Annotated in this window: 21 protein-coding genes; 9 read left to right on the forward strand and 12 right to left on the reverse strand. The window is 69.5% G+C overall.

Annotated elements, in window-relative coordinates:
• The first annotated feature begins 58 nt into the window (after positions 1-58).
• Positions 59-2,278 (forward strand): PhoX family phosphatase, encoded by a 2,220-nt coding sequence (locus tag FHT38_RS15945; protein ID WP_183492530.1) that lies wholly within the window; start codon positions 59-61, stop codon positions 2,276-2,278.
• A 1-nt stretch (position 2,279) separates the two neighbouring features.
• Here the strand turns inward: FHT38_RS15945 and FHT38_RS15950 are convergent, their stop codons facing one another.
• From FHT38_RS15950 to FHT38_RS15960, 3 genes are all read right to left on the reverse strand, one after another.
• Positions 2,280-3,509 (reverse strand): HipA domain-containing protein, encoded by a 1,230-nt coding sequence (locus FHT38_RS15950; RefSeq protein ID WP_183492531.1) that lies wholly within the window; start codon positions 3,507-3,509, stop codon positions 2,280-2,282.
• A 59-nt stretch (positions 3,510-3,568) separates the two neighbouring features.
• Positions 3,569-3,889, reverse strand: a complete 321-nt coding sequence (locus tag FHT38_RS15955) for a helix-turn-helix domain-containing protein (protein ID WP_147242296.1) — start codon at positions 3,887-3,889, stop codon at positions 3,569-3,571.
• 151 nt (positions 3,890-4,040) lie between these two features.
• The gene (locus FHT38_RS15960; RefSeq protein ID WP_183492532.1) at positions 4,041-6,473 is read right to left on the reverse strand and encodes a UvrD-helicase domain-containing protein; all 2,433 of its coding nucleotides are present in this window, start codon (positions 6,471-6,473) and stop codon (positions 4,041-4,043) included.
• Positions 6,474-6,553: 80 nt separating this feature from the next.
• Between FHT38_RS15960 and FHT38_RS15965 the strand changes: the two genes are divergently transcribed.
• Together FHT38_RS15965 and FHT38_RS15970 are read left to right on the forward strand one after the other, a co-directional pair.
• Positions 6,554-7,036: a YchJ family protein gene (locus FHT38_RS15965; protein ID WP_183492533.1), complete on the forward strand. Its 483-nt coding sequence runs from the start codon at positions 6,554-6,556 to the stop codon at positions 7,034-7,036.
• Positions 7,037-7,327: 291 nt separating this feature from the next.
• Positions 7,328-8,056: a pseudouridine synthase gene (locus FHT38_RS15970; protein WP_183492534.1), complete on the forward strand. Its 729-nt coding sequence runs from the start codon at positions 7,328-7,330 to the stop codon at positions 8,054-8,056.
• A gap of 34 nt (positions 8,057-8,090) precedes the next feature.
• Here FHT38_RS15970 and FHT38_RS15975 read toward each other — a convergent pair whose 3' ends face one another.
• Positions 8,091-9,173 (reverse strand): sialidase family protein, encoded by a 1,083-nt coding sequence (locus FHT38_RS15975; protein WP_183492535.1) that lies wholly within the window; start codon positions 9,171-9,173, stop codon positions 8,091-8,093.
• Positions 9,174-9,260: 87 nt separating this feature from the next.
• Complete coding sequence (locus FHT38_RS15980; RefSeq protein WP_091725423.1) at positions 9,261-9,530, reverse strand: MoaD/ThiS family protein; 270 nt, start codon at positions 9,528-9,530, stop codon at positions 9,261-9,263.
• Between the two features lie 133 nt (positions 9,531-9,663).
• Here FHT38_RS15980 and rarD point away from each other — a divergent pair, with 133 nt between their 5' ends.
• On the forward strand, positions 9,664-10,569 hold the full coding sequence (rarD, locus tag FHT38_RS15985; protein WP_183492536.1) for an EamA family transporter RarD: 906 nt from the start codon (positions 9,664-9,666) through the stop codon (positions 10,567-10,569).
• Between the two features lie 79 nt (positions 10,570-10,648).
• Here the strand turns inward: rarD and ahpF are convergent, their stop codons facing one another.
• The 3 genes from ahpF to lysA all read right to left on the reverse strand — a co-directional run bounded on the left by ahpF (position 10,649) and on the right by lysA (position 14,437).
• Positions 10,649-12,202 carry an alkyl hydroperoxide reductase subunit F gene (gene ahpF / locus FHT38_RS15990; RefSeq protein WP_183481641.1) on the reverse strand — a complete coding sequence of 518 codons (1,554 nt, stop codon included), beginning with the start codon at positions 12,200-12,202 and terminating at the stop codon, positions 10,649-10,651.
• Between the two features lie 206 nt (positions 12,203-12,408).
• Positions 12,409-12,972: an alkyl hydroperoxide reductase subunit C gene (gene ahpC, locus FHT38_RS15995; protein WP_091725431.1), complete on the reverse strand. Its 564-nt coding sequence runs from the start codon at positions 12,970-12,972 to the stop codon at positions 12,409-12,411.
• Positions 12,973-13,174: 202 nt separating this feature from the next.
• Positions 13,175-14,437, reverse strand: a complete 1,263-nt coding sequence (lysA, locus tag FHT38_RS16000) for a diaminopimelate decarboxylase (protein ID WP_183492537.1) — start codon at positions 14,435-14,437, stop codon at positions 13,175-13,177.
• A 121-nt stretch (positions 14,438-14,558) separates the two neighbouring features.
• Here lysA and FHT38_RS16005 point away from each other — a divergent pair, with 121 nt between their 5' ends.
• Positions 14,559-15,497 carry a LysR family transcriptional regulator gene (locus FHT38_RS16005; RefSeq protein WP_183481646.1) on the forward strand — a complete coding sequence of 313 codons (939 nt, stop codon included), beginning with the start codon at positions 14,559-14,561 and terminating at the stop codon, positions 15,495-15,497.
• Between the two features lie 83 nt (positions 15,498-15,580).
• Here FHT38_RS16005 and dxs read toward each other — a convergent pair whose 3' ends face one another.
• From dxs to xseB, 3 genes are read right to left on the reverse strand one after another with little or no spacing between them, the layout of a single operon-like run.
• Positions 15,581-17,539 (reverse strand): 1-deoxy-D-xylulose-5-phosphate synthase, encoded by a 1,959-nt coding sequence (dxs, locus tag FHT38_RS16010; protein ID WP_183492538.1) that lies wholly within the window; start codon positions 17,537-17,539, stop codon positions 15,581-15,583.
• Positions 17,540-17,562: 23 nt separating this feature from the next.
• Complete coding sequence (locus tag FHT38_RS16015) at positions 17,563-18,450, reverse strand: polyprenyl synthetase family protein (protein WP_091725440.1); 888 nt, start codon at positions 18,448-18,450, stop codon at positions 17,563-17,565.
• Positions 18,451-18,711, reverse strand: coding sequence for an exodeoxyribonuclease VII small subunit (xseB, locus tag FHT38_RS16020; protein ID WP_091725443.1), 261 nt, complete (start codon positions 18,709-18,711; stop codon positions 18,451-18,453). It lies immediately after the preceding gene.
• A 390-nt stretch (positions 18,712-19,101) separates the two neighbouring features.
• On the opposite strand from xseB, the gene FHT38_RS16025 reads away from it, so the two are divergent.
• The 4 genes from FHT38_RS16025 to FHT38_RS16040 all read left to right on the forward strand — a co-directional run bounded on the left by FHT38_RS16025 (position 19,102) and on the right by FHT38_RS16040 (position 22,750).
• Positions 19,102-20,220, forward strand: a complete 1,119-nt coding sequence (locus FHT38_RS16025) for an aromatic ring-hydroxylating dioxygenase subunit alpha (protein ID WP_091725445.1) — start codon at positions 19,102-19,104, stop codon at positions 20,218-20,220.
• Between the two features lie 128 nt (positions 20,221-20,348).
• A complete protein-coding gene (locus tag FHT38_RS16030) occupies positions 20,349-21,245 on the forward strand; it encodes a DMT family transporter (protein ID WP_183492539.1) in 897 nt (298 codons plus the stop codon).
• Between the two features lie 6 nt (positions 21,246-21,251).
• The gene (locus FHT38_RS16035; RefSeq protein ID WP_183492540.1) at positions 21,252-22,160 is read left to right on the forward strand and encodes a sulfurtransferase; all 909 of its coding nucleotides are present in this window, start codon (positions 21,252-21,254) and stop codon (positions 22,158-22,160) included.
• Between the two features lie 131 nt (positions 22,161-22,291).
• Positions 22,292-22,750 carry a universal stress protein gene (locus FHT38_RS16040; protein ID WP_091725452.1) on the forward strand — a complete coding sequence of 153 codons (459 nt, stop codon included), beginning with the start codon at positions 22,292-22,294 and terminating at the stop codon, positions 22,748-22,750.
• 57 nt (positions 22,751-22,807) lie between these two features.
• Here the strand turns inward: FHT38_RS16040 and FHT38_RS16045 are convergent, their stop codons facing one another.
• Complete coding sequence (locus FHT38_RS16045; RefSeq protein ID WP_091725455.1) at positions 22,808-23,584, reverse strand: ZIP family metal transporter; 777 nt, start codon at positions 23,582-23,584, stop codon at positions 22,808-22,810.
• Between the last annotated feature and the right edge of the window lie 24 nt (positions 23,585-23,608).

Consider the following 23,608-nt stretch of genomic DNA (forward strand, 5'->3'; position numbering starts at 1 on the left):
CGTCACTTGCTCTTCGCAGAATCCGCCCGCCTTTTCATTTGCAGCGGAGCCTTCAAGAATGAGCAAGCAGCACGACCTCGTGGCCAGCCAGTCCGACGTCAACGAGTACGACGAGGATGCCGTCCTCAACCCGTCCGCCAATCCCCATTTCGAGGACATCCTCGCCGCGCGCCTGTCGCGCCGCGTCGCCCTGAAGGGTGGCATCAGCACCACCGCGGCGGCGCTGCTCGGCGGCTCGCTCCTGAGCGCCTGCGGCAGCGACGATGACAGCACCCCGGCTCCTGCGCCCGCCCCGGCACCCGCTCCGGCCGCGCTGAAGATCGGCTTCACCGCGGTCGCCAAGAACAAGAACGACCTGGTGACGGTTCCCGAGGGCTACAACGTCAGCATCCTGCACGCGCTGGGCGATCCGATGCACTTCGGCGACGAGTCCTGGAAGGACGATGGCTCCGAGGCCGCCGACTCCTACAACCGCCGCATCGGCGACGGCCACGACGGCATGTACTGGTTCGGCATGAGCGACGCCGGCGCCTTCGACGCCAAGCGCTCGGACCGCGGCCTGCTGGCGGTGAACCACGAGTACGTCGTCGCGCCCTACGGCCTGCACCCCGCCGGCCGCGCCGCGGGCGCCACGCGCAACGCCACCGAGGTCGAGAAGGAGATCTACGCGCACGGCGTCAGCGTCGTCGAGGTCAAGCGCGACGGCGCCAACACGACGATGGTGCGCGGCTCGCGCTACAACCGCCGCGTGACCTCGGCCACGACGATGGACATCACCGGCCCGGCCAAGGGCCACCTGCTGCTGCAGACGCTGTTCAGCCCGACCGGCGTGCAGACCCGCGGCACCAACAACAACTGCGCCAATGGCTACACGCCGTGGGGGACCTACCTGACCTGCGAGGAGAACTACCTCAACGTGATCAGCCGGGCCGCCGGCGATGACGCGCTGCGGGCGGGCGGCGCCAAGGAGGTGTCCAGCCTCAACCGCTACGGCCTGCCGCAGAACCGCAAGAGCCCCTACCTGTGGGACACCGCGGGCACGGCCGACCTGTTTGCGCGCTGGAACTCGTCGGTGACCGGCGCGTCCGCCGCGGCCGACTACCGCAATACGATCAACACCTTCGGCTGGGTGGTGGAGATCGACCCGTTCGCGCCGGACTCGACGCCGGCCAAGCGCACCGCGCTGGGCCGCTTCAACCATGAAGGCGCCTGGCCGGCGGAAGCCGTCGCCGGCAAGCCGATCGTGATCTACATGGGCGACGACTCGCGCAACGAGTACATCTACAAGTTCGTCTCCAAGGCCAACTGGGACGCGGCCGACATCGGCAAGGGCATGGCCGCCGGCGCCAAGTACCTGGACGAAGGCACGCTGTACGTCGCCAAGTTCAATGCCGACGGCACCGGCACCTGGGTGGAACTGAGCTTCGGCAAGAACGGCCTGGACGGGACCAACGCGACCTACGCCTTCGCCGACCAGGGCGACGTGCTGATCAACGCGCGCCTGGCGGGCGACGTCGTCGGCGCCACGAAGATGGACCGGCCGGAATGGGGCGCGGTGCACCCGACCAATGGCGAGGTCTACATGACCCTGACCAACAACAGCAACCGCGTGGCCAACACCGCGACGCCGACTGGCAGCCAGCTCAAGCCGGACGCCGCGAACCCGCGCTACTACGAGGACCTGAAGGGCGCCAGCTCGCAGAAGGGCAACCCGAACGGCCACATCATCCGCTGGAAGGAAGACGCGGCCGACGTGACCAAGATGACGTGGGACGTCTACCTGTTCGGCGCGCAGGCCGACGCGGCGGCGGACGTCAACCTGTCCTCGCTCACCGATGTCAACGACTTCTCCAGCCCCGACGGCCTGTACTTCGACAAGCGCGGCATGCTGTGGATCCAGACCGACGACGGCGCCTACACCGACGTGACCAACTGCATGATGCTGGCGGCGCTGCCGGGCAAGGTCGGCGACGGCGGCGTGGCCACGGCCGCGGGCGGCACGCAGACCCGCGCCGGCGCCAAGGCCTCGGCGGACACGCTGCGCCGCTTCCTGGTCGGCCCGAAGGAGTGCGAGATCACCGGCATCGCGATGACGCCGGACCACAAGACGCTGTTCTTCAACGTCCAGCACCCGGGCGAGGAAACGACGCCGGACTGGGCGGCCAAGACCTTCGGCAGCTACTGGCCGGCCAACCAGGCCGACGCCACGGTGAAGAAGCGTCCCCGCTCCGCGACGGTCGTGATCACCCGCAAGGACGGCGGCGAGATCGGCATCTGAGCTAGCGCGCGATCTCCGGCGCGAGGGCGGCCTGGCGGTCGCCCTGCGCCTGCACCACCGCCAGGACGCCGTCGATCGCCGATCGCGGCAGTTCGCCGGACCACTCCCGCGTCATCTCTTCAGCGAGGCCCTGCGCATGCATGCGCAGGGCCTCGCTCATTCGCTTGAGCTCCAGCGCGAGCGCGCGGGGAGCGATGTCGGCGTCGCGGGCGAGCGCGGCCCACTCGTCGGCGCCGAAGGCCTCGGCGTCCGGCGCCGCGCCGGTGAGTCCGTGCGCCGGCGCCAGGCGCAGCCCGCCGTGGTCGACGAGGAAGCACACGTTGTCCAGCGAGGCCGGACCGCTGCCGATGAGCTGACGGAACACGACCCAGCGCAGCAGCGAGCGGCTGTCGACCAGCGGCGTCGGACTGTGCCGCAGCAGCGAGAACAGCGCCGGCAAGGACACCGCCGGCTGGTCCAGCGCCTGCCGGGCGTCGATCGCGTGCAGCCGCCGCACCCGGCCGTCGTCCAGCCGCTGGCGGTCGAAGCGCTCGACCAGCAGGAGCGGCTCCGGCACGCGGTGCAGCTGCACGGCGGCAACGTCCAGGCCCGCGCGCGCGGCCAGGCGCATGCAGAAGTATTCGTTGAACGGCCGATCGGGCTCGTCAGCCGGCGCCGGCTTGAGCACATGCGTCGACGCCATCTGCGGCCCATCGACGAGGTACCAGCCGCCATCCGGCTCGACGTACACCCCGAGCTTGTCGCGGCGCCCCGGCAGCGCGCCGCGCACCTGCCCGTCCCAAGCGGCCAGCGGCGACGCGTCCGGGTGGCGCAGGCGCTCGGACAGCTCCTCGCGCGCGACGAGCCGCTGCGACGGGCCGGCGCTGCGCTCGCGCTGCGTGTCGACCAGCCGGACCGCGCCCGCCAGGTCGTGTCCGAGCCGCCGCAGCGCGCCGACCCGGTCGTCCGCCGCCAGGCCGAGCGCCGAGAAGGTGGCGCGCCGGAGCGCCCCGTCCGGCAGCAGGCGGTCGAAGCAGCGCAGCACGGCGTCGTCCTGCGACTCGCTGCCCGGCCCGCCGCGCGCCGGCAAGGGCAGCGACGGCGCCAGCGGATACGCCAGGACCTCGGCGGTCCAGCGCGCCAGGTAGGCGAAGGACAAGCCCTGCGGCGAGCCCGGCTCGTCCGTTCCGACCGGGCGCAGCCACCCGATCTCATGCTCGTCGAGCCAGACCTCCAGCCCAGCCCGCCGCATGCCGACTCCCTCTCCCGCTTGCGGGAGAGGGAAGGGGTGAGGGCCAGCAGCCGTCGGGCTCATGCGCTCTCGTCGAGGTCGGAGAACTTCGAGTCGCGCGCGGTGCGGATCGCGCGCCGCACGACTTCCCGCTGCTGCGAGGGCACGGCGAAGAGGCTCACGCCCAGCGCTCTGGCGGCCTTGAGCACGGTGGACAGGCTCACGCCGCCTTGGCCGGTCTCGATATTGATCAGCGTCTGGCGCGACATGCCCAGCGCCTCGGCGGCTTCGACCAGCGGCAGGCGCGCCGTGGTCCGCGCGGCGCGCACGGCATTGCCGAGCGCGACCGCGTCTTCAATCATCGGATCGTCCGGGGGATCGATCGGTACGACAGTACGCATGGAGATTCCAGAATCAAAAACACAGTCATCGGATCTCCCTCCCGGCAATCGTGATTCCTGTTTGCTGGAATCTTTGATGCCCCGCGCATTCTGCGCTCATCCGGCCAGCACGGCATCCCGCAGGGCATGCCGGCCGCCGGACGCCCCCGGTTCAATCGATCGGCGTCAGCTTGGCCACGCTGAGCGCCAGCCACTTCGTGCCATGGCGGCCGAAGTTGACCTGCGCCCGCGCGTCGGGCCCGCTGCCCTCGAGCGTCAGCAGCACGCCCTCGCCGAACTTGGTGTGGAACACGCCCTTGCCCACGCGCAGGCCGCCGTGCTCGTCGCCGGTCTTCTCGGCGGCGGACTGCTTCATCGCGCTGGGCACCGGCGCCTGGGGGAAAGCGCCCGGATCGACGCGGCCCGCCCCCACCATGGACTTCAGTCCCGAGCCGCGCTGCCAGGCCTGCTGGTAGTCCCGCGCGAAGCCCGAACCGAAGCCCTGGTTGCGGGGCGTCAGCCACTTCAGCGTTTCCTCGGGCAGCTCCTCCATGAAGCGGCTCTTGATGTTGTAGCGGGTCTGGCCGTGCAGCATGCGCGTCTGGCAGAAGCTGATGTACAGCCGCTGCCGCGCGCGGGTGATGGCCACGTACATCAGCCGGCGCTCTTCCTCGAGGCCGTCCGCGTCGGACAGCGAGTTCTCATGCGGGAACAGGCCCTCCTCCAGGCCGGTGATGAACACCGCGTCGAACTCCAGGCCTTTGGCCGAGTGGACCGTCATCAGCTGGATCGCATCCTGCCCGGCCTGGGCCTGGTTGTCGCCCGCTTCCAGCGAGGCATGCGTCAGGAAGGCCGCCAGCGGCGAGATGATCTCGCCGGTCTCGGCGTCGGGCGTGGCCGGCGCCGCCGGCGCCACGGCGGCCGGCAGCCCGTCGGCGATCGCGCCGGGGGAATGCTCGTCCACCGGCAGCGCCACGGCGTCCTTGCCGAAGCCCTCCTGCGTCACGAAGGCCTCGGCGGCGTTGACCAGTTCGCCCAGGTTCTCCAGCCGCTCCTCGCCTTCCTTCTCGGCGCGATAGAACTCGGCCAGGCCGGAATGCTCGATGACGTGCTCGATGATCTCGCGCAGCGTCAGGCCGGTGGTGGCCTCGCGCAGCGCGTCGATCAGCGCGACGAAGTTGCCCAGGCTCGCGCCGCCGCGGCCGCCGACGGCGCCCACGCTCTGCACCAGCGAGCGCCCGCTCGGCCGCGCGGCGTCCTGCAGCTGCTCGATGGTGCGCGCGCCGATGCCGCGCGCCGGGAAGTTGACGACGCGCAGGAAGCTGGTGTCGTCGTTGGGGTTCTCGAGCAAACGCAGGTAGGCCAGCGCGTGCTTGACCTCCGCGCGCTCGAAGAAGCGCAGGCCGCCATAGACGCGGTACGGGATGCCGGCGTTGAACAGCGCCGACTCGATCACCCGCGACTGCGCGTTGCTGCGGTAGAGCACCGCGATCTCGCTGCGCGGCAGGCCCTGGCGGTGCAGCGCCTGCGCCTCCTCGAGCAGCCACTGGGCCTCGGCGAAGTCGCTGCTGGCCTCGTGGACGCGCACGGGCTCGCCGGGGCCGGCCTCGGTGCGCAGGTTCTTGCCCAGGCGCCGGCTGTTGTTGCTGATCAGCGCGTTGGCGGCGTCCAGGATGTTGCCGAAGCTGCGGTAGTTCTGCTCCAGCTTGACGACCTGGCGCACGCGGTACTCGCGCTCGAAGTCGGCCATGTTGCCGACCCGCGCGCCGCGGAAGGCGTAGATGCTCTGGTCGTCGTCGCCAACGGCGAACACGCCCTGCCCGCGCCCCGGCGGCGCGAACATCTTCAGCCAGGCGTACTGCAGCTTGTTGGTGTCCTGGAACTCGTCGACCAGGACGTACTGGAAGCGGCGCTGGTAATGCTCGCGCACCGCCTGGTTGTCGCGCATCAGCTCGTAGGAGCGCAGCATCAGCTCGGCGAAGTCGACCACGCCTTCGCGGGTGCACTGGTCCTGGTAGGCCTGGTAGATGTCCACCAGCTTGCGGGTCTGCTCGTCGCGCAGGTCGATGTCCTTGGGCCGCAGGCCGTCTTCCTTGGCGCCGGCGATGAACCACGACACCTGCTTCGGAACGAAGCGCTCCTCGTCCAGGTTCATCGCCTTGATCACGCGCTTGATGGCGGAGACGGTGTCGCCCGCGTCCAGGATCTGGAAGCCCTGCGGCAGGCCGGCGAGCTTCCAGTGCGCGCGCAGGAAGCGGTTGCACAGGCCGTGGAAGGTGCCGATCCACATGCCGCGCACGTTCACCGGCAGCATCGCGGACAGGCGGGTGACCATCTCCTTGGCGGCCTTGTTGGTGAAGGTCACCGCCATCACGCCGGCCGGCGTGGTGTGGCCCTGGCTCATCAGCCAGGCGATGCGCGTGGTCAGCACGCGGGTCTTGCCCGAGCCGGCGCCCGCCAGGATCAGCGCGGGCTCCTGGCCCAGCGTCACCGCGGCGTACTGTTCGGGGTTGAGGTTGTCCAGCAGCCCGCGCGGCACGCGCGGTGTGAACAGGTCGTCTTGCGGCGGGGTCGGCCGGCCGTCGCCGAAATCCTGGGAATTCATCCAGCCATTCTAAGTTCCGGGCCGCGCCCGCCGGTGACAGGAGACCGGTCCGGCCCGGAGGCTGGCATGATGCCGCCCCCATGAAGCCCGAAAAGACCAAGACCGCGGCCACCAGCGTGGCCAACAGCGCGGCCACCGGCGCGGCCATCAAGGCGGCCACCGCTGGGATCGCCGCGACCCCGTGTCCCTGCGGCAGCGGCCGCGGCTACGACGCCTGCTGCGGCGCGCTGCACCGCGCCTTCGCTGAGACCGGCGCGCTCACGGCGCCGGATGCGCAGGCGCTGATGCGCTCGCGTTACACCGCCTACACGCTCGACCTGATCGAGTACCTGCTGGCGACCTGGCACCCGGACACGCGGCCCGAGACCCTGGAGCGCGGCGTGCGCGACCTGAAGTGGCTGGGCCTGGAAGTGCGGCGGCACAGCCGCCAGGACGCGGATCACGAGACGGTGGAGTTCGTCGCGCGCAGCAAGGTCGGCGGCCGCGCGCACCGGATGCACGAGATCAGCCGTTTCGTGCGGGTGCACGACGCCTGGCTCTACCTGGACGGGCAGATCGACTGACGACCCGGACCGCCGGCGCGCGACGCACCACGCCGCCCAGCGCCAGCAGCAACCGGTCCAGGAGGGAACGGTGACCGACGTGAAACTCCTGGGGCATGGTGGACTCCTGCTGGCTGCTGCTGACCGGATGGAAGCGCGCCACCGGGGCCGGCGACGCGGGATGCCTGCTGCGATGATGGGCAGGCGGCGTGACAGGATTTTGGCCAACCCGCCTGTTGCCAGCCGCTCCCCCGAAACGGGGAACAGCGGGCAAAAACGGCTCCATGCGTGCGCGTGCCGTCCCCTTCAGCCATGACATCCCCTGATTCCCCCCTCCCCTCGCCGCCCACCGCGCCGCTGCGGCTCCTCCATCTGGACGACCACCTCGCGGTGATCGACAAACCCGCCGGGCTGCTGGTGCATCGCACCGCGATCGACGCGCACGAGGAGGACGCCGCGCTGCAGCGGCTGCGCGACCAGCTCGGCCGACCGGTGTGGCCGGCGCACCGGCTCGACCGCGGAACCTCGGGCGTGCTCGTCTTCGCGCTCAGCGCCGAGGTGGCCAGCGCGCTGGGCCAGGCGCTCGCGGAACGCCTCACGAGCAAGCGCTACCTCGCGCTGGTGCGCGGCTGGCCGACCGGCGACGCCGGCGTCATCGACCACCCGCTCGCGCGCGATCCGGAGCTGCCGTCCGCGGGCCAGCCGCACCTGGAGGCGCAGACCGCCTGGTCCTGCGAGCGCCGCCTCGAGCTGCCGGTCGCCACCGACGCCCGCTTCCCCACCACGCGCCTGGCGCTGATGGCCTGCGAGCCGGTCCAGGGCCGGCGCCACCAGATCCGACGCCACCTGAAGCACCTCGCGCATCCGATCGTCGGCGATGCCAACCACGGCAAGGGGCCGCTGAACCGCGCGCTGGCGGCCCACTTCGGCCTGCAGCGGCTGTGGCTGCATGCGCAGCGGCTGACGCTGAGGCACCCGGTCAGCGGCCAGACGCTCCAACTGGAAGCCAAGCCCGGCCCGGAGTGGGCACCGTTCCTCTGAGAGGCGCCCCGGCGCCGGGCGCTGACTCCCCCGATCAGCCGAAGCGCACCGCGTAGATCGGCGGCAGGTGCGCCGACACCAGCTGCCAGCGGTCGCCGGCGTCCTCGGTTGCCCAGAGGTTGCCGGTCGTGCTGCCCATCAGCAGCCGCTGCCCGTCGTCATGCGCGGCCAGCCCGTGGCGGTAGATCAGGTCGTAGCAATGCGATTGCGGCAAGCCTTGCCGTAGCGTCTCGAAGGTCTTTCCGCCATCGCGCGTTCGATTGACCACCAGCGCGCCGTCCACCGGCAACCGCTTCTCGTCCTTCACGCCGGGCACGAACCACGCGGTGTCGGCATCGCCCGCATGGGCGGCGACCGCGAAGCCGAAGCCGGACAGCGGCGGCTTGATCTCCCCCCAATGCGCGCCCCCGTCCACCGAGCGCCACACCCCGTTGTGGTGCTGGCACCAGAGCACGTCCGGGTCCGCCGCGCTGGCGACGATGCGATGCGGATCCTGCGTGTTCTCCTCGCCCTGCTGTTCCGGCGGCATGAAGTCGGCCCGCATGCCCTTGGCGCTGATGCGCCAGGTCGCGCCGCCGTCCTCGCTGCGCCAGGCGCCGCCGCAGGAGATGCCCAGCAGTAGCCGCCTGGGATCGCGCGGATCGACGTGGATCGAATGGATGCCCGGTGCGTCGTAGCCGCCGCCGAACCAGCCCAGCCGCTCGGGCATGTGCCAGAGCGCGTCGATCAGTCGCCAGGTTTCGCCCTGGTCGTCGCTGACGAACAGCGCGCCCGGGATCGTGCCGGCCCAGAGCCGGCCGTCGCCGCCGCGCTCCAGCGCCCAGATCTGCTGCAGCTTCCAGGCCGGCCCCTCGGCGCCCTCGGGCTGCTCGGGAAAGGCCGGCGCGGCCAGTTCCCGCCAGGTGGCGCCGCCGTCGTCCGACGCCTGCAGCTTGCAGCCGAAATGGCCGAGGTTCAGCGCCGCGAACATGCGTCCGCCTCCTACCGGCGGGGGCAACACCATGCTGACGGGATCCCCCACGAAGCTGTGGCGACCGATCGACCAACCGCCCAAGGCGGGGTCGTGCCGAAGTTCGAATAGGCCCTTGCGCGTGGCGGCCCAGGCGGTGGTGATCATCGGTGTCTCCTTGCAATGGCTGGCGTCACCCGTGACGACGTTCGAGCGGCGCGGTTCTCGACAGCGCCGCGTCCGCGGCTCCTGGGGCTATCCCCCGGACAGGGCCTGCAGCACGTAGACCTTGGACTGCGCGGTCAGCGCGTCCGTCAGCCCGAGGCGGTCCTGGGCGCGGTGGCCATCGATGAAGACGGCCACATGGGTGCGCAGATGGCCCTGGTCGTCCAGGATGTAGCCGCGCAGGCGGGGATTCCGGTCGAAGGCCCGGGCCAGCGCCTCGCCCAGTGTGCGGGCGTCGCAGTCCAGCTTCGGCGTATCGACGTAGCGGTGCAGTTGGGCGGTGAATTCGACGTGGGCCATGGTCGGCGATCCTGCGACGAAGCGGGTCGCAAGAAAAGAGGGGCGACCAGGGACGACGAACGGGCGCTCGTCCCTTCGACAACGCGGGCCGGTGGGCTTGGGCAGAATCGCGGGCCCTCCCGGCCAGCCCGCCATGACCAACGACACCTCGACCCCCACCGACCGCGCCCATGCCCGCACCGGCATGCTCTACGCCGCGCTCGCCTACATCGCCTGGGGCCTGTTCCCGCTGTACTTCAAGCGCCTGAGCGAGGTGAACGCGCTCGAGGTCATCGCGCATCGGACGGTCTGGTCGCTGGTGTTCGTGGCGCTGGTGCTGGCCGGCCTGCGGCGCTGGGCATGGCTGCGACCGGTGCTGCGATCGCCGCGGCTGCTCGCGACCTGCGCGCTGTCGGCGCTGCTGCTGTCGAGCAACTGGCTGGTGTACGTGTGGGCGGTGCAGCACGGCCATGTGGTCGAGGCCAGCCTGGGCTACTTCATCAACCCGCTGGTCAACGTGATGTTGGGATTCGTGTTCCTGCGCGAGCGGCTGCGGCCGGTGCAATGGCTGGCGATCGGCCTGGCCGCGGCCGGCGTGGTCTGGCTGACGGTGACCGCAGGGCGGCTGCCGTGGATTGCGCTGGTGCTCGCGCTGAGCTTCGGTTTCTACGGGCTGATGCGCAAGACGGCGCAGCTGGGCGCGCTGGAGGGGCTGACGCTGGAGACGCTGATCCTGTCGCCCTTCGCCGCCGGGGCGCTGATCTACTGGACGGTGCAGGGCAGCAGCGCCTTTGCCAGCGGCGATGCCGGCCAGGCGGCCTGGCTGCTGCTGGCCGGACCGCTCACCGCCATCCCGCTGCTGCTGTTCGCCGCCGGCGCGCGGCGCATCACGCTGACGACCCTCGGACTGGTGCAATACCTGTCGCCGACGATCCAGTTCCTGCTGGGCGTGTGGCTCTATCACGAGCCGCTCGCGGGCGCGCGGCTGGTGGGCTTCGTGCTGATCTGGTCGGCGCTCGCGGTCTACAGCGCGGAGAGCCTGTGGCGGAGTCGGCGCTAGGCCACGGCCGCTGGCTGGCTCACCCTCAAACGACTGACGCCCCGTCAGGGGCGTCAGCAGAGAGACAGCGGCTCTCTCGTCAGTTGCGGATCAGATGGTCGAACGCGCTGAGCGCGGCCTTCGCGCCGTCGCCGGCGGCGATGATGATCTGCTTGTACGGCACCGTCGTCGCATCACCCGCCGCGAACACGCCCGGCACCGAGGTCTGGCCCTTGGCGTCGACGATGATCTCGCCGTGCTTGGACAGCTCCACCGTGCCGCGCAGCCATTCGGTGTTGGGCACCAGGCCGATCTGCACGAACACGCCTTCCAGTTCGATGCGCCGGGCTTCGCCGGTGGCGCGATCGGTGTAGTTCAGGCCGTCGAGCTTGCCGGCCGTGCCGGTGAACTCGGTCGTCTGCGCCTGCGTCAGGATCACCACGTTGGGCAGGCTTTCCAGCTTCTTGACCAGCACCGCATCGGCGCGCAGCGCGTCGCCGAATTCCAGCAGCGTCACGTGGGACACGATGCCGGCCAGGTCGATCGCCGCCTCGACGCCGGAGTTGCCGCCGCCGATCACCGCCACCCGCTTGCCCTTGAACAGCGGACCGTCACAGTGCGGGCAGTAGGCCACGCCCTTGTTCTTGTATTCCTGCTCGCCGGGCACGTTGACATTGCGCCAGCGGGCGCCCGTGGAAATGATGACCGTCCTGCTCTTGAGCGACCCGCCATTGGCCAGCTGCACCTCGACCAGGCCGCCCGGCGTCGTCGCCGGCACCAGCTTGTCGGCGCGCTGCAGGTTCATCACGTCGACGCCGTAATCCTTGACGTGCGACTCCAGCGCCATCGAGAACTTCGGGCCGTCGGTCGACAGCACGGAGATGTAGTTCTCGATCGCCAGCGTGTCGTTGACCTGGCCGCCGAAGCGCTCGGCCGCGATGCCGGTGCGGATGCCCTTGCGGGCGGCGTACACCGCCGCCGCGGCGCCAGCCGGGCCGCCGCCGACGATCAGCACGTCATACGGGTCCTTGGCCGACAGCTTGGCGGCGTCCTTGGCCGCCGCGCCAGTGTCCAGCTTCGCGGCGATCTCCTCGACCGTCATGCGGCCCGAGCCGAATTCCTGGCCGTTCAGGTAGACCGTCGGAACGGCCATGATCTCGCGGGCATTGACCTCGTCCTGGAACAGCGCGCCGTCGACGATCACCGTCTTGATGCGCGGATTCAGCACCGACATCAGCGACAGCGCCTGCACGACGTCCGGGCAGTTGTGGCAGGTCAGGGACATGTAGACCTCGAAGGCGTAGTCGCCGTCCAGGCCCTGGATCTGGTCGATCACCGATTGCTCGACCTTGGGCGGGTGGCCGCCGGTCCACAGCAGCGCCAGCACCAGCGAGGTGAACTCATGGCCCAGCGGGATGCCGGCGAAACGCAGGCTCTGCTCGGTGCCCGTGCGCTTGAGGCTGAACGAGGGCTTGCGCGCATCGTTGCCGTCCAGGCGCAGCGTGATCTTGTCGGACATCGCGGCGATGTCCTGAAGCAGTTGCTTCAGCTCGGCGGAGCTCGCGGAGTCGCTCAAGGAGGCTTCGATCTCGAACGGCAGCGTCACCCGCTCCAGGTAGGCCTTGAGCTGCGCCTTCAGGTTGTCGTCCAACATCGTTGCTTCCTTTCAAATTGCTTCAAGCGACTTCGAGAACTGGCCCCCCTTGCAGGTCGAAGGGGCGGCCGAACGCCGCCCCGCGGACCGACGCGGTCCACGAGCGACGCTTCTGCAGTGAGGGGGAGAGGAATGTCCTCATCCGGATCACCGGTCGGGGGAAGGTCCTTCTTCGGAAGGACACTTCACCCCTGTGGGCGAGATCCTCAGATCTTGCCGACCAGGTCCAGCGACGGGGCGATGGTCTTGTCGCCTTCGTTCCACTTGGCCGGGCAGACCTGGCCCGGGTTCTTGGCGACGTACTGGGCGGCCTTCAGCTTGCGCAGCGTCTCCTTGACGTCGCGGGCGATGGCGTTGTCATGCACTTCCAGGGTCTTGATCACGCCTTCCGGGTTGATCACGAAGGTGCCGCGCAGCGCCAGGCCTTCTTCCGGGATGTGCACGCCGAAGGCGTTGGTCAGCGCGTGGGTCGGGTCGCCGACCAGCGGGAACTTGGCCTTGCCGACGGCCGGCGAGGTCTCGTGCCACACCTTGTGCGAGAAGTGCGTGTCGGTGGTGACGATGTAGACCTCGGCGCCCAGCTTCTGGAACTCGCCATAGTTGTCGGCGGCGTCTTCGACTTCGGTCGGGCAGTTGAAGGTGAAGGCGGCCGGCATGAAGATCAGCACGGACCACTTGCCCTTGAGCGACTCTTCCGTGACCTCGATGAACTTGCCGTTGTGGAACGCTTGGGCCTTGAAGGGTTGGACTTGGGTGTTGATCAGGGACATTGCTTGGTCTCTCGAGTCAGGGTTGATGGGATGGACGGAATGATAGGGGGCTGCTGCTATCGACGGGGTTGAATTCCCCAATGCAGCCTATTGCCAATCCCTATTGAGCCAAACTATCAAAACAGCTTTATGCGATAGCAAAAGCGTCACACGGCAGTCACGCGGCAGTGGCCGCGTCTGCCGATCCTGTCGACCGATTGGCTTACAGCGCCTCGAGCGCCAGCAGTTCCTCCACCGTCTGGCGGCGGCGGATCAGGCGGTCGGAGTCGCCGTCCACCAGCACCTCGGCGATCAGCGGCCGGCTGTTGTAGTTGCTGGACATCGACGCGCCGTACGCGCCGGTGTCATGGATGACCAGCAGGTCGCCGATCCGCGCTTGCGGCAATTCCCGCGCCAGCACCACCCCGCCCTCGGCCTGGGTGAAGACGTCACCCGACTCGCACAGCGGTCCGGCGACGACCGTCGGTCGCACCGGCCGCTCCTGGCCATCCGCGGCGAGCAGGCTCATCGCGTGGTAGCTGCCGTACATCGCCGGGCGCATCAGTTCATTGAAGCCGGCATCCACCAGCAGGAAGTGCTGGCGGCCCTGGGTCTTCACGGCGCGCACTTCGGCGAGCAGCACCCCCGATTCGGCGACCAGGTAGCGGCCCGGTTCCAGTTCGAGCGCCAGGCGATGGCCGATGACGTTTTCGGCCTCCTTGCGGGCGGCATCCCACAGGCTGAAGTAATGGGCGGTGTCGATCGGGTCGTTACCCGCCTGATAGGGGATGGAAAGCCCCCCTCCGGCGGAGATCGCCTGCAGGTCCTGGCCGGCGCCCCGGACGACCCGCACCAGCTCGACCATGGCGCCGCATACGCGGCCCAGATGCGCGTAATCCACCCCGGAGCCGATGTGCATGTGCAGCCCGATCAGCGTGAGCCCGCGCCGCGCGATGACGGCCAGTGCCTCGCCCAGTTGCTCATGCCAGATGCCGTGCTTGCTGTGCTCGCCGCCAGTATTCGTCTTGTTGCTGTGACCATGGCCGAAGCCCGGATTCAGGCGCAGCCACACCGGGTGACCGGGCGAGACTTCGCCGAGCTGCTCCAGCATGTCGATCGAGCCGGCATTGACCGGGACGCGATGCGCCACGACGGTCGCGAGCGTCTCGCGATCCAGCAGGTCGGCGGTGAACACGATGTCCGAGTGGACCGCGTCCGCGCCGGTGCCCACGGTGTAGCCGGCGGCCAGCGCGCGCAGCACCTCGCCGCGCGACACCGAATCCACCTTCACGCCCTGCTCCCGCATCAGCCGCAGGATGTGGGTGTTGGAGCAGGCCTTCTGGGCGAAGCGGACGGTGTCGAAGCCCTTCAGCGCGGCGATGCGCTCACGGATGACCGCCGCGTCGTACACCCAAAGCGGCGTGCCATGGCGGACGGCGAGCGCGCGCAGCTGTTGTTCGCGGGCGGGGGTGAGGACTTGCGGCATCTCGGCGTTCCTTTTGGGGTGTATTCAGACTGCCGCAAGCATCGTCGCCTCGGATCATTCAATCAAATGCTTTGTTTTCCTTGTCGGATTCATTCCTGATATGGACTGATATGCTGGACCGATGCCGCTCCCGATCACGCATCGTCATATCGAAGTCTTCCGCGCCGTCATGACCGCCGGCAGCGTCACGGGCGCGGCGCAACTGCTCTTCACCTCCCAACCCACGGTGAGCCGCGACCTGGCGCGCATGGAGTCGCTGCTGGGTTACGTCCTCTTCGACCGCGCGCCCGGCCGACTGCGGCCCACCGCGCGAGCGATGGCGCTGTTCGACGAAGTCCAGCGCGCCTATCAGGGCCTGGACCAGGTGGTGGCGCGCGCGCAGGCGCTGGGACGGGCCGAGGACGAACGGCTGCAGGTGCTGACGCTCCCGGCGCTGGCGCATGCGCTGCTGCCCGCCGCGAGCGCCGACTGGGCGGGTCGCCATCCGCAGGCCGGCTTGACGCTGACGCCGCAGGAGTCCCCGCTGCTCGAGGAATGGATGGCGGCGCAGCGCTTCGACATCGGCCTGAGCGAGGTCTCCGCGACCGTGCCCGGCACGCGCAGCGAGACGCTGGCGGAACTCGACGAGGTCTGCGTGCTGCCGGCGGGCCATCGCCTGCTCGAACGCGCGGTGCTGACGCCGCGGGACTTCGACGGCGAGCGCTTCGTCAGCCTGTCGTCGGAGGATCCCTATCGCCGCCAGTTCGACGCGATCTTCGCGGCCGCCGGCGTCCAGCGCCGGCTGCAACTGGAGACGCACAGCGCGATCGCCGTGTGCGCGCTGGTCCAGGAGAACCTGGGGATCGCGCTCGTGAATCCGTTGACGGCGCGCGCCTGCGCCGGACCGGGACTGCACATCCGACCGCTCTCGGTGTCGGTGCCCTTCCGCATCCAGGCCCTGTGGGCGCTGCACCGTCCCGGCCACGCGCTGGCGCAGGACTTCATCGACGCGGTGAAGCGCGCCCTCGCGCCCGCCATCGCCGCGCAGGCCGCGGACGGCGCCAAACGACAACGGCGCTGACCGCGAGGCCAGCGCCGTTCAGGGGGATGGGTTCGACATGGTCAGCCGGTCCACTCGAAGGACCGGCCCGCCTCAGCGGCGGATCACTGATTGGCGACGGACCGCAGCACCGGCGCGGCTGCCGGCATCGACAGGAAGCGCGCGCGGATCGACTGCTCGATGCCCGCCGCGTCCAGGCCGCACTGGGCCATCAGCTTGCCGGGCTCGCCGTGCTCCACGTACTCGTCGGGCAGGCCCAGCTGCAGCACCGGCACCGCCAGGCCTTCCGCCTGCAGCGCTTCCAGCACCGCGCTGCCGGCACCGCCCATGACGCAACCGTCCTCGACGGTCACCAGGGCATCGTGCGTGCGGGCCAGTTCCTTGACGAGCTGGACGTCCAGCGGCTTCACGAAGCGCATGTTGGCGACGCTCGCGTCCAGCGCCTCGGCCGCCTTCAGCGCCGGGTGCAGCAGCGTGCCGAAGGCCAGGATCGCCACGCGCGGCGCGGCGCGGCCGGCGGTCTGCGGCAGCGACGACTGACGACGCATCTCGCCCTTGCCCCAGGGCAAGGCGACCATGTCCTTCTTGATCTCGGCGCCGATGCCGGCACCGCGCGGGTAGCGGACCGTCACCGGGCCGTCGTGCAGGTGACCGGTGTACAAGGCCTGGCGGCACTCGTTCTCATCCGACGGCGTGATCACGCTCATGTTCGGAATGCAGCGCGTGAAGGCGATGTCGTAGTTGCCGGCATGCGTCGCGCCGTCGGCGCCGACCAGGCCAGCGCGGTCGAGCGCGAACAGCACCGGCAGGTTCTGCAGCGCCACGTCGTGGACCAGTTGGTCGTAGCCGCGCTGCAGGAAGGTCGAGTAGATCGCCACCACCGGCCGCAGGCCCTCACAGGCCAGGCCACCGGCGAAGGTGATCGCGTGCTGCTCGGCGATGCCGACGTCGTAGTAGCGCGTCGGGAAGCGCTTGTGGAACTCGACCATGCCCGAGCCCTCGCGCATCGCCGGCGTGATGCCGACCAGCGTCGGATCGGCCTCGGCCATGTCGCAGAGCCAGTCGCCGAAGACCTGCGTGAAGGTCTTCTTCGCCGGCGTGGTGGACGGCTTGATGCCTTCGGCCGGGTTGAAGGGCGTGGGGCCGTGGTACTTGACCGGGTCGGCCTCGGCCAGCTTGTAGCCCTGGCCCTTGCGCGTGACCAGGTGCAGGAACTGCGGACCCTTCTTGTCGCGCAGGTTCTCCAGCGTGGGGATCAGCGCGTCCAGGTCGTGGCCGTCGATCGGGCCGACGTAGTTGAAGCCGAATTCCTCGAAGATCGTGCCGGGCACGAACATGCCCTTGGTGTGCTCCTCGAAGCGGCGCGCGAATTCATACAGCGGCGTGTGCTTGAGCACCGACTTCGCGCCCTCGCGCGCGGCGGCGTAGAACTTGCCGCTCATCAGCCGGGTGAAGTACTTGTTCAGCGCGCCCACCGGCGGGCTGATCGACATGTCGTTGTCGTTCAGGATCACCAGCACGTCGCCCAGCAGGCCGCCATGGGCGACGCCGGCGTTGTTCAGCGCCTCGAAGGCCATGCCGGCGGTCATCGCGCCGTCGCCGATGATCGCCACCACGCGGCGCGATTCACCCTTGAGCTTGGCGCCCATCGCCATGCCGTGCGCGGCCGAGATCGAGGTGCTCGAGTGCGCCGTGCCGAAGGTGTCGTACTCGCTCTCGTCGCGGCGCGGGAAGCCGGAGATGCCCCCCTGCTGGCGCAGCGTGGCCATCGCGTCACGGCGGCCGGTGAGGATCTTGTGCGGATAGGTCTGGTGACCCACGTCCCACACCAGCCGGTCGCGCGGCGTGTCGTAGACGTAATGCAGCGCGATCGTCATCTCGACGGTGCCGAGGTTCGACGACAGGTGGCCGCCGGTCTTGGACACGCTGTTCAGGATGTGCGCGCGGACCTCGTCCGCCAGTTGCGGCAGCTGGCTGCGCGACAGGCGCCGCAGGTCCGCGGGGCTGTCGATCGCGCCGAGCAGCGTCTGCGAAGCCGTCGCGGTGGTGGTGTTCTCGCTCATGGCCTGGCCTCTCTCTCGCCGGTTCAGTTGTCGCGCTCGACCACCTTGTCAGCCAGCAGGCTGAGCCAGGCGGTGTCGGCCAGGCCGCTGGCGGCGAGGGCCTGATGGGCCTCGTCGCGCAGGCGCAGCGCATAGGCGCGGGCGGGCTCCAGGCCCAGCACGCTGACGTAGGTCGGCTTGTTGTTGTCCTGATCCTTGCCGGCGGTCTTGCCGAGCACGTCACTGTCCTGGGTGACGTCCAGGATGTCGTCGACGACCTGGAAGGCCAGGCCGATCGCGGCGCCGTAGCGGCTCAGCGCCTCCCAGGCGGCGGGGGGCAGGTCGCCGCTCGCCGCGCCCATCAGGACGCTGGCCTGCAGCAGGACGCCAGTCTTGCGGCGGTGCATGTCGCGCAAGGCGGCCTCGTCCAGCGGCTTGCCGATGCTGGCCAGGTCGATCGCCTGGCCGCCGGCCATGCCGTCATAGCCGCTGGCGCGCGCCAGCAGGCGGCAGAGCTTCGCCTGCAGCGCGGGCGGCAGGCCTTCGTCCGGCGTCAGCACGTCGAAGGCCAGCGCCTGCATCGCGTCGCCGGCCAGCATGGCCTGCGCCTCGCCGTACTGCACGTGCAGCGTCGGCTTGCCGCGGCGCAGCACGTCGTTGTCCATGCAGGGCATGTCGTCGTGCGCCAGCGAATAGGCATGGATCAGTTCCACCGCGCAGGCCGCGCGCAACGCCGCCTCGCGCTGCCCGCCGACGGCTTCCGCCGCGGCCAGCACCAGCAGCGGACGCAGGCGCTTGCCGGCGCCCAGCACCGCGTAGCGCATGGCCTCACCGAGGCCGGCCGGGGCGCCCGCGGGCACCCAGGCCTCCAGCGCCTGCTCGACTTCCTCAAGCGACTGCTTCACCCAACGTTCGAAGACACCGGCATCCAATTACTCTTCTCCCCAAGCCTGCGCGCCGCCACCTTCGATGACCTGTACTTGTTGTTCGACGGCCTGGAGCCGCGCGCGGCAGTAGTTGAGCAATGCGGCCCCCCGCTGGTAACTGGCCAGTAACTGGTCCAGCGGCAGTTGACCGGCCTCCATGGCCTGCACCAGACGTTCCAACTCCTCGACCGCCAATTCATAACTGGCGGGCTCCTGCTCCTGGGACGTGGGCGGCGCCGACTTGGCGCTGGCGGAAGGCTTGCTCATTTCAAAACGCGAAAAGGCCGATTGTAAGCACCGGCACTCCCCCGCCTGGGGTCCGACTGTCGGGGGATGTGAATCGAGCGCCACAGGCGTCAGCGGGTGTTTCCGGGTGACGGACCGCTTCGTCGGCCTCCTGCCTCCCCCTGAAGGGGCGGTCCGGGTACAATCACCGGTTCCTTTGCCTGCTCCGTTGTCCCCCAAAGGGCCCGGCAGTCATCGGGGCGACTTCCCGGCCGGGGCCCCAACCGCGTTCGCTCGCGGCGCCGCGCGGCCATCGCCCCCGAGCTCCGGCAGCGTCCGGCGTTGTTTCACTCAGTCCCACATGCCGGCCCGTCCAATCTGGGGGGCGGCCGGTCACGGTTGACATTGGTGTCTTGGAGACCCTCTTGGATCATGTCCGACCTGAGCATCCCTCTCAGCCCGCTTGAACGCAGCACGGCCCCCAGCCACCTCCAGCTGCCTGTCACCTCCTACTTCGACGAGGACCTGTTCCGCCGCGAACAGGAACTGATCTTCCAGCACGGTCCCCGCTACCTCGGCCATGCGCTGGCCGTGCCCGAGGTCGGCGACTACTACGCCCTGCCGCAGGAAGGCGAAGGTCGGGCGATCGTGCGCGGCCCGCAGGGCCTGGAGCTGATCTCCAACGTCTGCCGCCACCGCCAGGCGGTGATGCTGCGGGGCCGCGGCAACACGCGCAGCCACATCGTCTGCCCGCTGCACCGCTGGACCTACGACCTCAAGGGCGAGCTCGTCGGCGCGCCCCACTTCAAGCAGGACCCCTGCCTGCACCTGAACCGCTACAAGATCCGCGAGTGGAACGGCCTGCTGTTCGAGGACAACGGCCGCGACATCGCCGCCGACCTGGCCCGGCTGGGCCCGCGCGGCGCGCTGGACTTCAGCGGCTACCAGCTCGACAAGGTCCATGTCCACGAGTGCGACTACAACTGGAAGACCTTCATCGAGGTCTACCTGGAGGACTACCACGTCGGCCCGTTCCACCCGGGGCTGGGCCAGTTCGTCGCCTGCGACGACCTGGCGTGGGAGTTCGGTCGCGACTATTCGGTGCAGACGGTCGGCGTCAACAAGGCGCTGGAAAAGCCGGGCTCCGCGGTCTACGCCAAGTGGCATGAGCAGGTGCTGGGTTTCTCGGGCGGGCAGTCGCCCGACCAGGGCGCGATCTGGCTGACCTACTACCCCAACATCATGGTGGAGTGGTATCCCAACGTGCTGGTGGTCTCGACGCTGTTCCCCAAGGGCGCGCAGAAGACCACCAACATCGTGGAGTTCTATTACCCCGAGGAAATCGTCGCCTTCGAGCGTGACTTCGTCGAAGCCCAGCAGGCGGCCTACATGGAAACCTGTGTCGAGGACGATGAGATCGCGCTGCGCATGGACGCCGGCCGCAAGGCGCTGATGGAGCGGGGCGACAACGAGGTCGGCCCGTACCAGACGCCGATGGAGGACGGCATGAAGCACTTCCACGAGTGGTACCGGGCGCTGATGAAGCGCTGATCCGGTCCCCGCCCCCGTTCCCAGCCGCATCGCCCTCCGGTGCGCACAACGCCCCGCTCTTGCGGGGCGTTCGCTTTTGCGGGTCCCCACAACAGGGCGGGCCGGCCTTCGGCGCGAGAATCCCCCGCATGTCTGCACCCCTTCTGATGGTGTTGGCGACCTTGCTGTTCGCCACCATGGGCGTTTGCGTCAAGCTGGCCTCGGCCTACTACGGCGCCGGCGAGATCGTCATGTACCGCGGCCTGGTCGGCACGCTGTTCCTGTTCGCGATGACGCGGGTCAAGGGGCTGTCGCTGAAGACCACCGTGCCGGCGATGCACTTCTGGCGCAGCCTGTCGGGCGTGATCGCGCTGTCGCTGTGGTTCTTCGCGATCAGCAAGCTGCCGCTGGCCACCGCGATGACGCTCAACTACATGTCGTCGGTGTGGATGGCGCTGTTCCTGATTGGCGGGGCGGTACTGATGGGCGCGGCCAAGGTCGATCCCCGGCTGATCATCACGGTGCTGCTGGGCTTCCTCGGCGTCGGCCTGGTGCTGCAGCCGGCGATGGAGGACCAGCAGGTCTGGCACGGCCTGGCGGGCCTGGCGTCCGGCATGCTGTCGGCGATGGCCTACCTGCAGGTGACGTCGCTGGGCCGCGCCGGCGAGCCCGAGTACCGCATCGTCTTCTACTTCTCGATGGGCGGCGTGGTCGCCGGCGCGCTGACGACCATCGCCTCGCACGGCGGCTGGCATGACCACACCTGGACCGGCGCGGCGCTGCTGCTGGCCGTCGGCGTGCTGGCCACGGCTGCACAGCTGCTGATGACGCGCGCCTACGGCACCGGCAAGCCGCTGGTAAACGCGTCGCTCCAATACCTGGGCATCGTGTTCTCGGCGTTGTATGGTGTGCTCCTTTTCGGCGACCGGCTGGGCCTGGCCTCCTGGATCGGCATCCTGCTGATCGTGGGCGCGGGCCTGGGGGCGACGCTGTTGCGCGCCCGGAACACCCCCAAGGACGCCCAGCACTCGGTCCAGGAATCCTGAAGCGCCATGACGACCTCCGCGACGACCCCGACCAGCTCCGCAGTCTCCGCCCCCACTCCCCCCCGCCTTGATGGCCTGATCTCCGTCGGGCAGTTGCAGGCGCTGCTGGCGTCCGACGCACCGCCGCTGGTCGTCGATGTCCGCTTCGACCTGACCGACACCTCGGCCGGCGAGCGCGCCTACGCCGCCGGCCACATTCCTGGCGCCTTCTACCTCCACCTGGACCGCGACCTCAGCGGCCCGAAGCAGGACGCCTTCGGCGTTTTCCGCGGCCGCCATCCGCTGCCGGACCGGGCCGCCTTCGCCACCCTGCTGGGGGAACTGGGCCTGCGTTCGGGCCGAACCCTGGTGGCCTACGACGCGGCCGACGGCATGTACGGCGCGCGGGTCTGGTGGATGCTGCGCTGGCTGGGCCATGCGGACGTCGCGGTGCTGGACGGGGGCTTCGCGGCCTGGCAACAGGCGGGGGGCGCGGTGAGCACCGACCTGCCCACCGCCACGGCCGGCGCCTTCACGCCGGGCGCTCCGCTCGAGGAACCGCTCAGCGCGCAGGAGCTGCTCGGCCAGCTCGGCAAGGTCCGGCTGATCGATGCCCGTGCCGGTGAGCGCTTTCGCGGCGAAGTCGAGCCGCTCGATGCCCAGGCCGGCCACATCCCGGGCGCGACGAACCGCTTCTTCAAGTCCAACCTGAGCGCCGACGGCCGGTTCAAGGCGCCGGCGCTGCTGCGCGAGGAGTTCGCGGCGCTGCTCGGCCCCCAAGGGGCGGATGCGACCGTGCACCAGTGCGGGTCGGGCGTGACGGCCTGCCACAACCTGCTGGCGATGCACCATGCCGGGCTGTCCGGCAGCCGGCTCTATCCCGGTTCCTGGAGCGAGTGGAGCGCCAACCCGCGTTTCCCGCTGGCGAAAGGCTGACGGACGGCCCTTATTGACAACGCGCATGGTGCGAGCACCATGGGAAGCTCAGACTGCGACGGCAAGCCCTGACCCCACCTCGGTGGGGGCCGGCCCACCCAGCCCACCCGCTCGTTTGAAGGAGGCTCGCCATGTTCCAGCGCATCCTGATCCCCACCGACGGCTCCGACATCACCGCCAAGGCGATCGATACCGCCGTCAAGCTCGCGAAGTTCCACGGCGCCAAGCTGTTCGCCATCAGCGTCAAGGAACCCTTCCCCTACAGCGCCGTGTCGGAGATGCAGCCGACGCCGCCCCAGGAGTTCTTCGACGCCCAGGAGCGCATCGCGCAGGAACGCCTCGGACAGGTGCTGGCGCTGGCGCGCGGCCAGGGCCTGGAGATCGAAGCCCACAGCGTGGAGGCGCTGCATCCCTGGGAAGCCATCATCGAGCACGCCAAGCGCGTCGATGCCGACCTGCTGGTGATGGCCACGCACGGGCGGCGCGGGCTGCAGGCGCTGCTGCTCGGCAGCGAAACGCAGAAGGTGCTGACCCACTGCGCCTTCCCGGTACTGGTGGTGCACGGCGAGGGAGCGTCGCCGTCCCAATAAGGCACTCCCCGGCACGCCACATGACCGCAGCGCCCTCCCGGGCGCTGCCGGCTGGCTTCAGTGGGAGTGCTTCCCGCCCACGACGATCAGCACGAAGACGATGCCCACGCCCAGCCACAGCAGCTGCAGCGCGGTGTCCTTCCAGGGCAGCCGGCGCTGAAGCTGCGGGATCAGATCGGCGACCGAGACATAAACGAAGCTGCTGGACGCCGCCACCAGCAGGTAGGGGAACAGCTGCTGCCACGGCCCGACGATGTAGTAGCCGACCAGCCCGCCGACCACCGCCGCCATGCCGGACACCGCATTGAAGAACAGCGCCTTCTTGCGCGAGAACCCCGCGTTCAGCAGCACGATGTAGTCGCCGACCTCCTGCGGGATCTCATGCGCCACGATCGCCATCGCGGTGACCCAGCCCAGATGATGATCCGCGAGGAACGCGGCCGCGATGATGATCCCGTCGCAGAAGTTGTGGATCGAATCCCCCACCAGCACCGACAACCCACCCCGCCCGGCCTGTTCCCGGTCGAAATGGTGATGGTGGTGGTGCCCGTCCCCCTCGTGGTGGTGGGTGTGGCGGTAGAGCTCGGCCTTCTCCAGCAGGAAGAAGAACATCAGCCCGCCCAGCAGCGCCAGGAAGAGGTTGTGCGGATCGGCACCGCTCTCGAAGGCCTCCGGCAGCACATGCAGCAGCGCGGTCGACAGGAGCACGCCGGTGGACAGGCTCACCAGGTGCTTCACGATGCGGCTCAGCAGGCCGACCGTCAGCATCGCCGCGATCGTCACGGAGGCCAGACCGCCAGCGAAGGTCACCAGCAGGATGTAGGTCAGGGTCATGGATAAAAAAGGCGCACCACGTGG

The organism is Mitsuaria sp. BK041, assembly GCF_014193085.1.
Lineage (GTDB): Bacteria > Pseudomonadota > Gammaproteobacteria > Burkholderiales > Burkholderiaceae_C > Roseateles.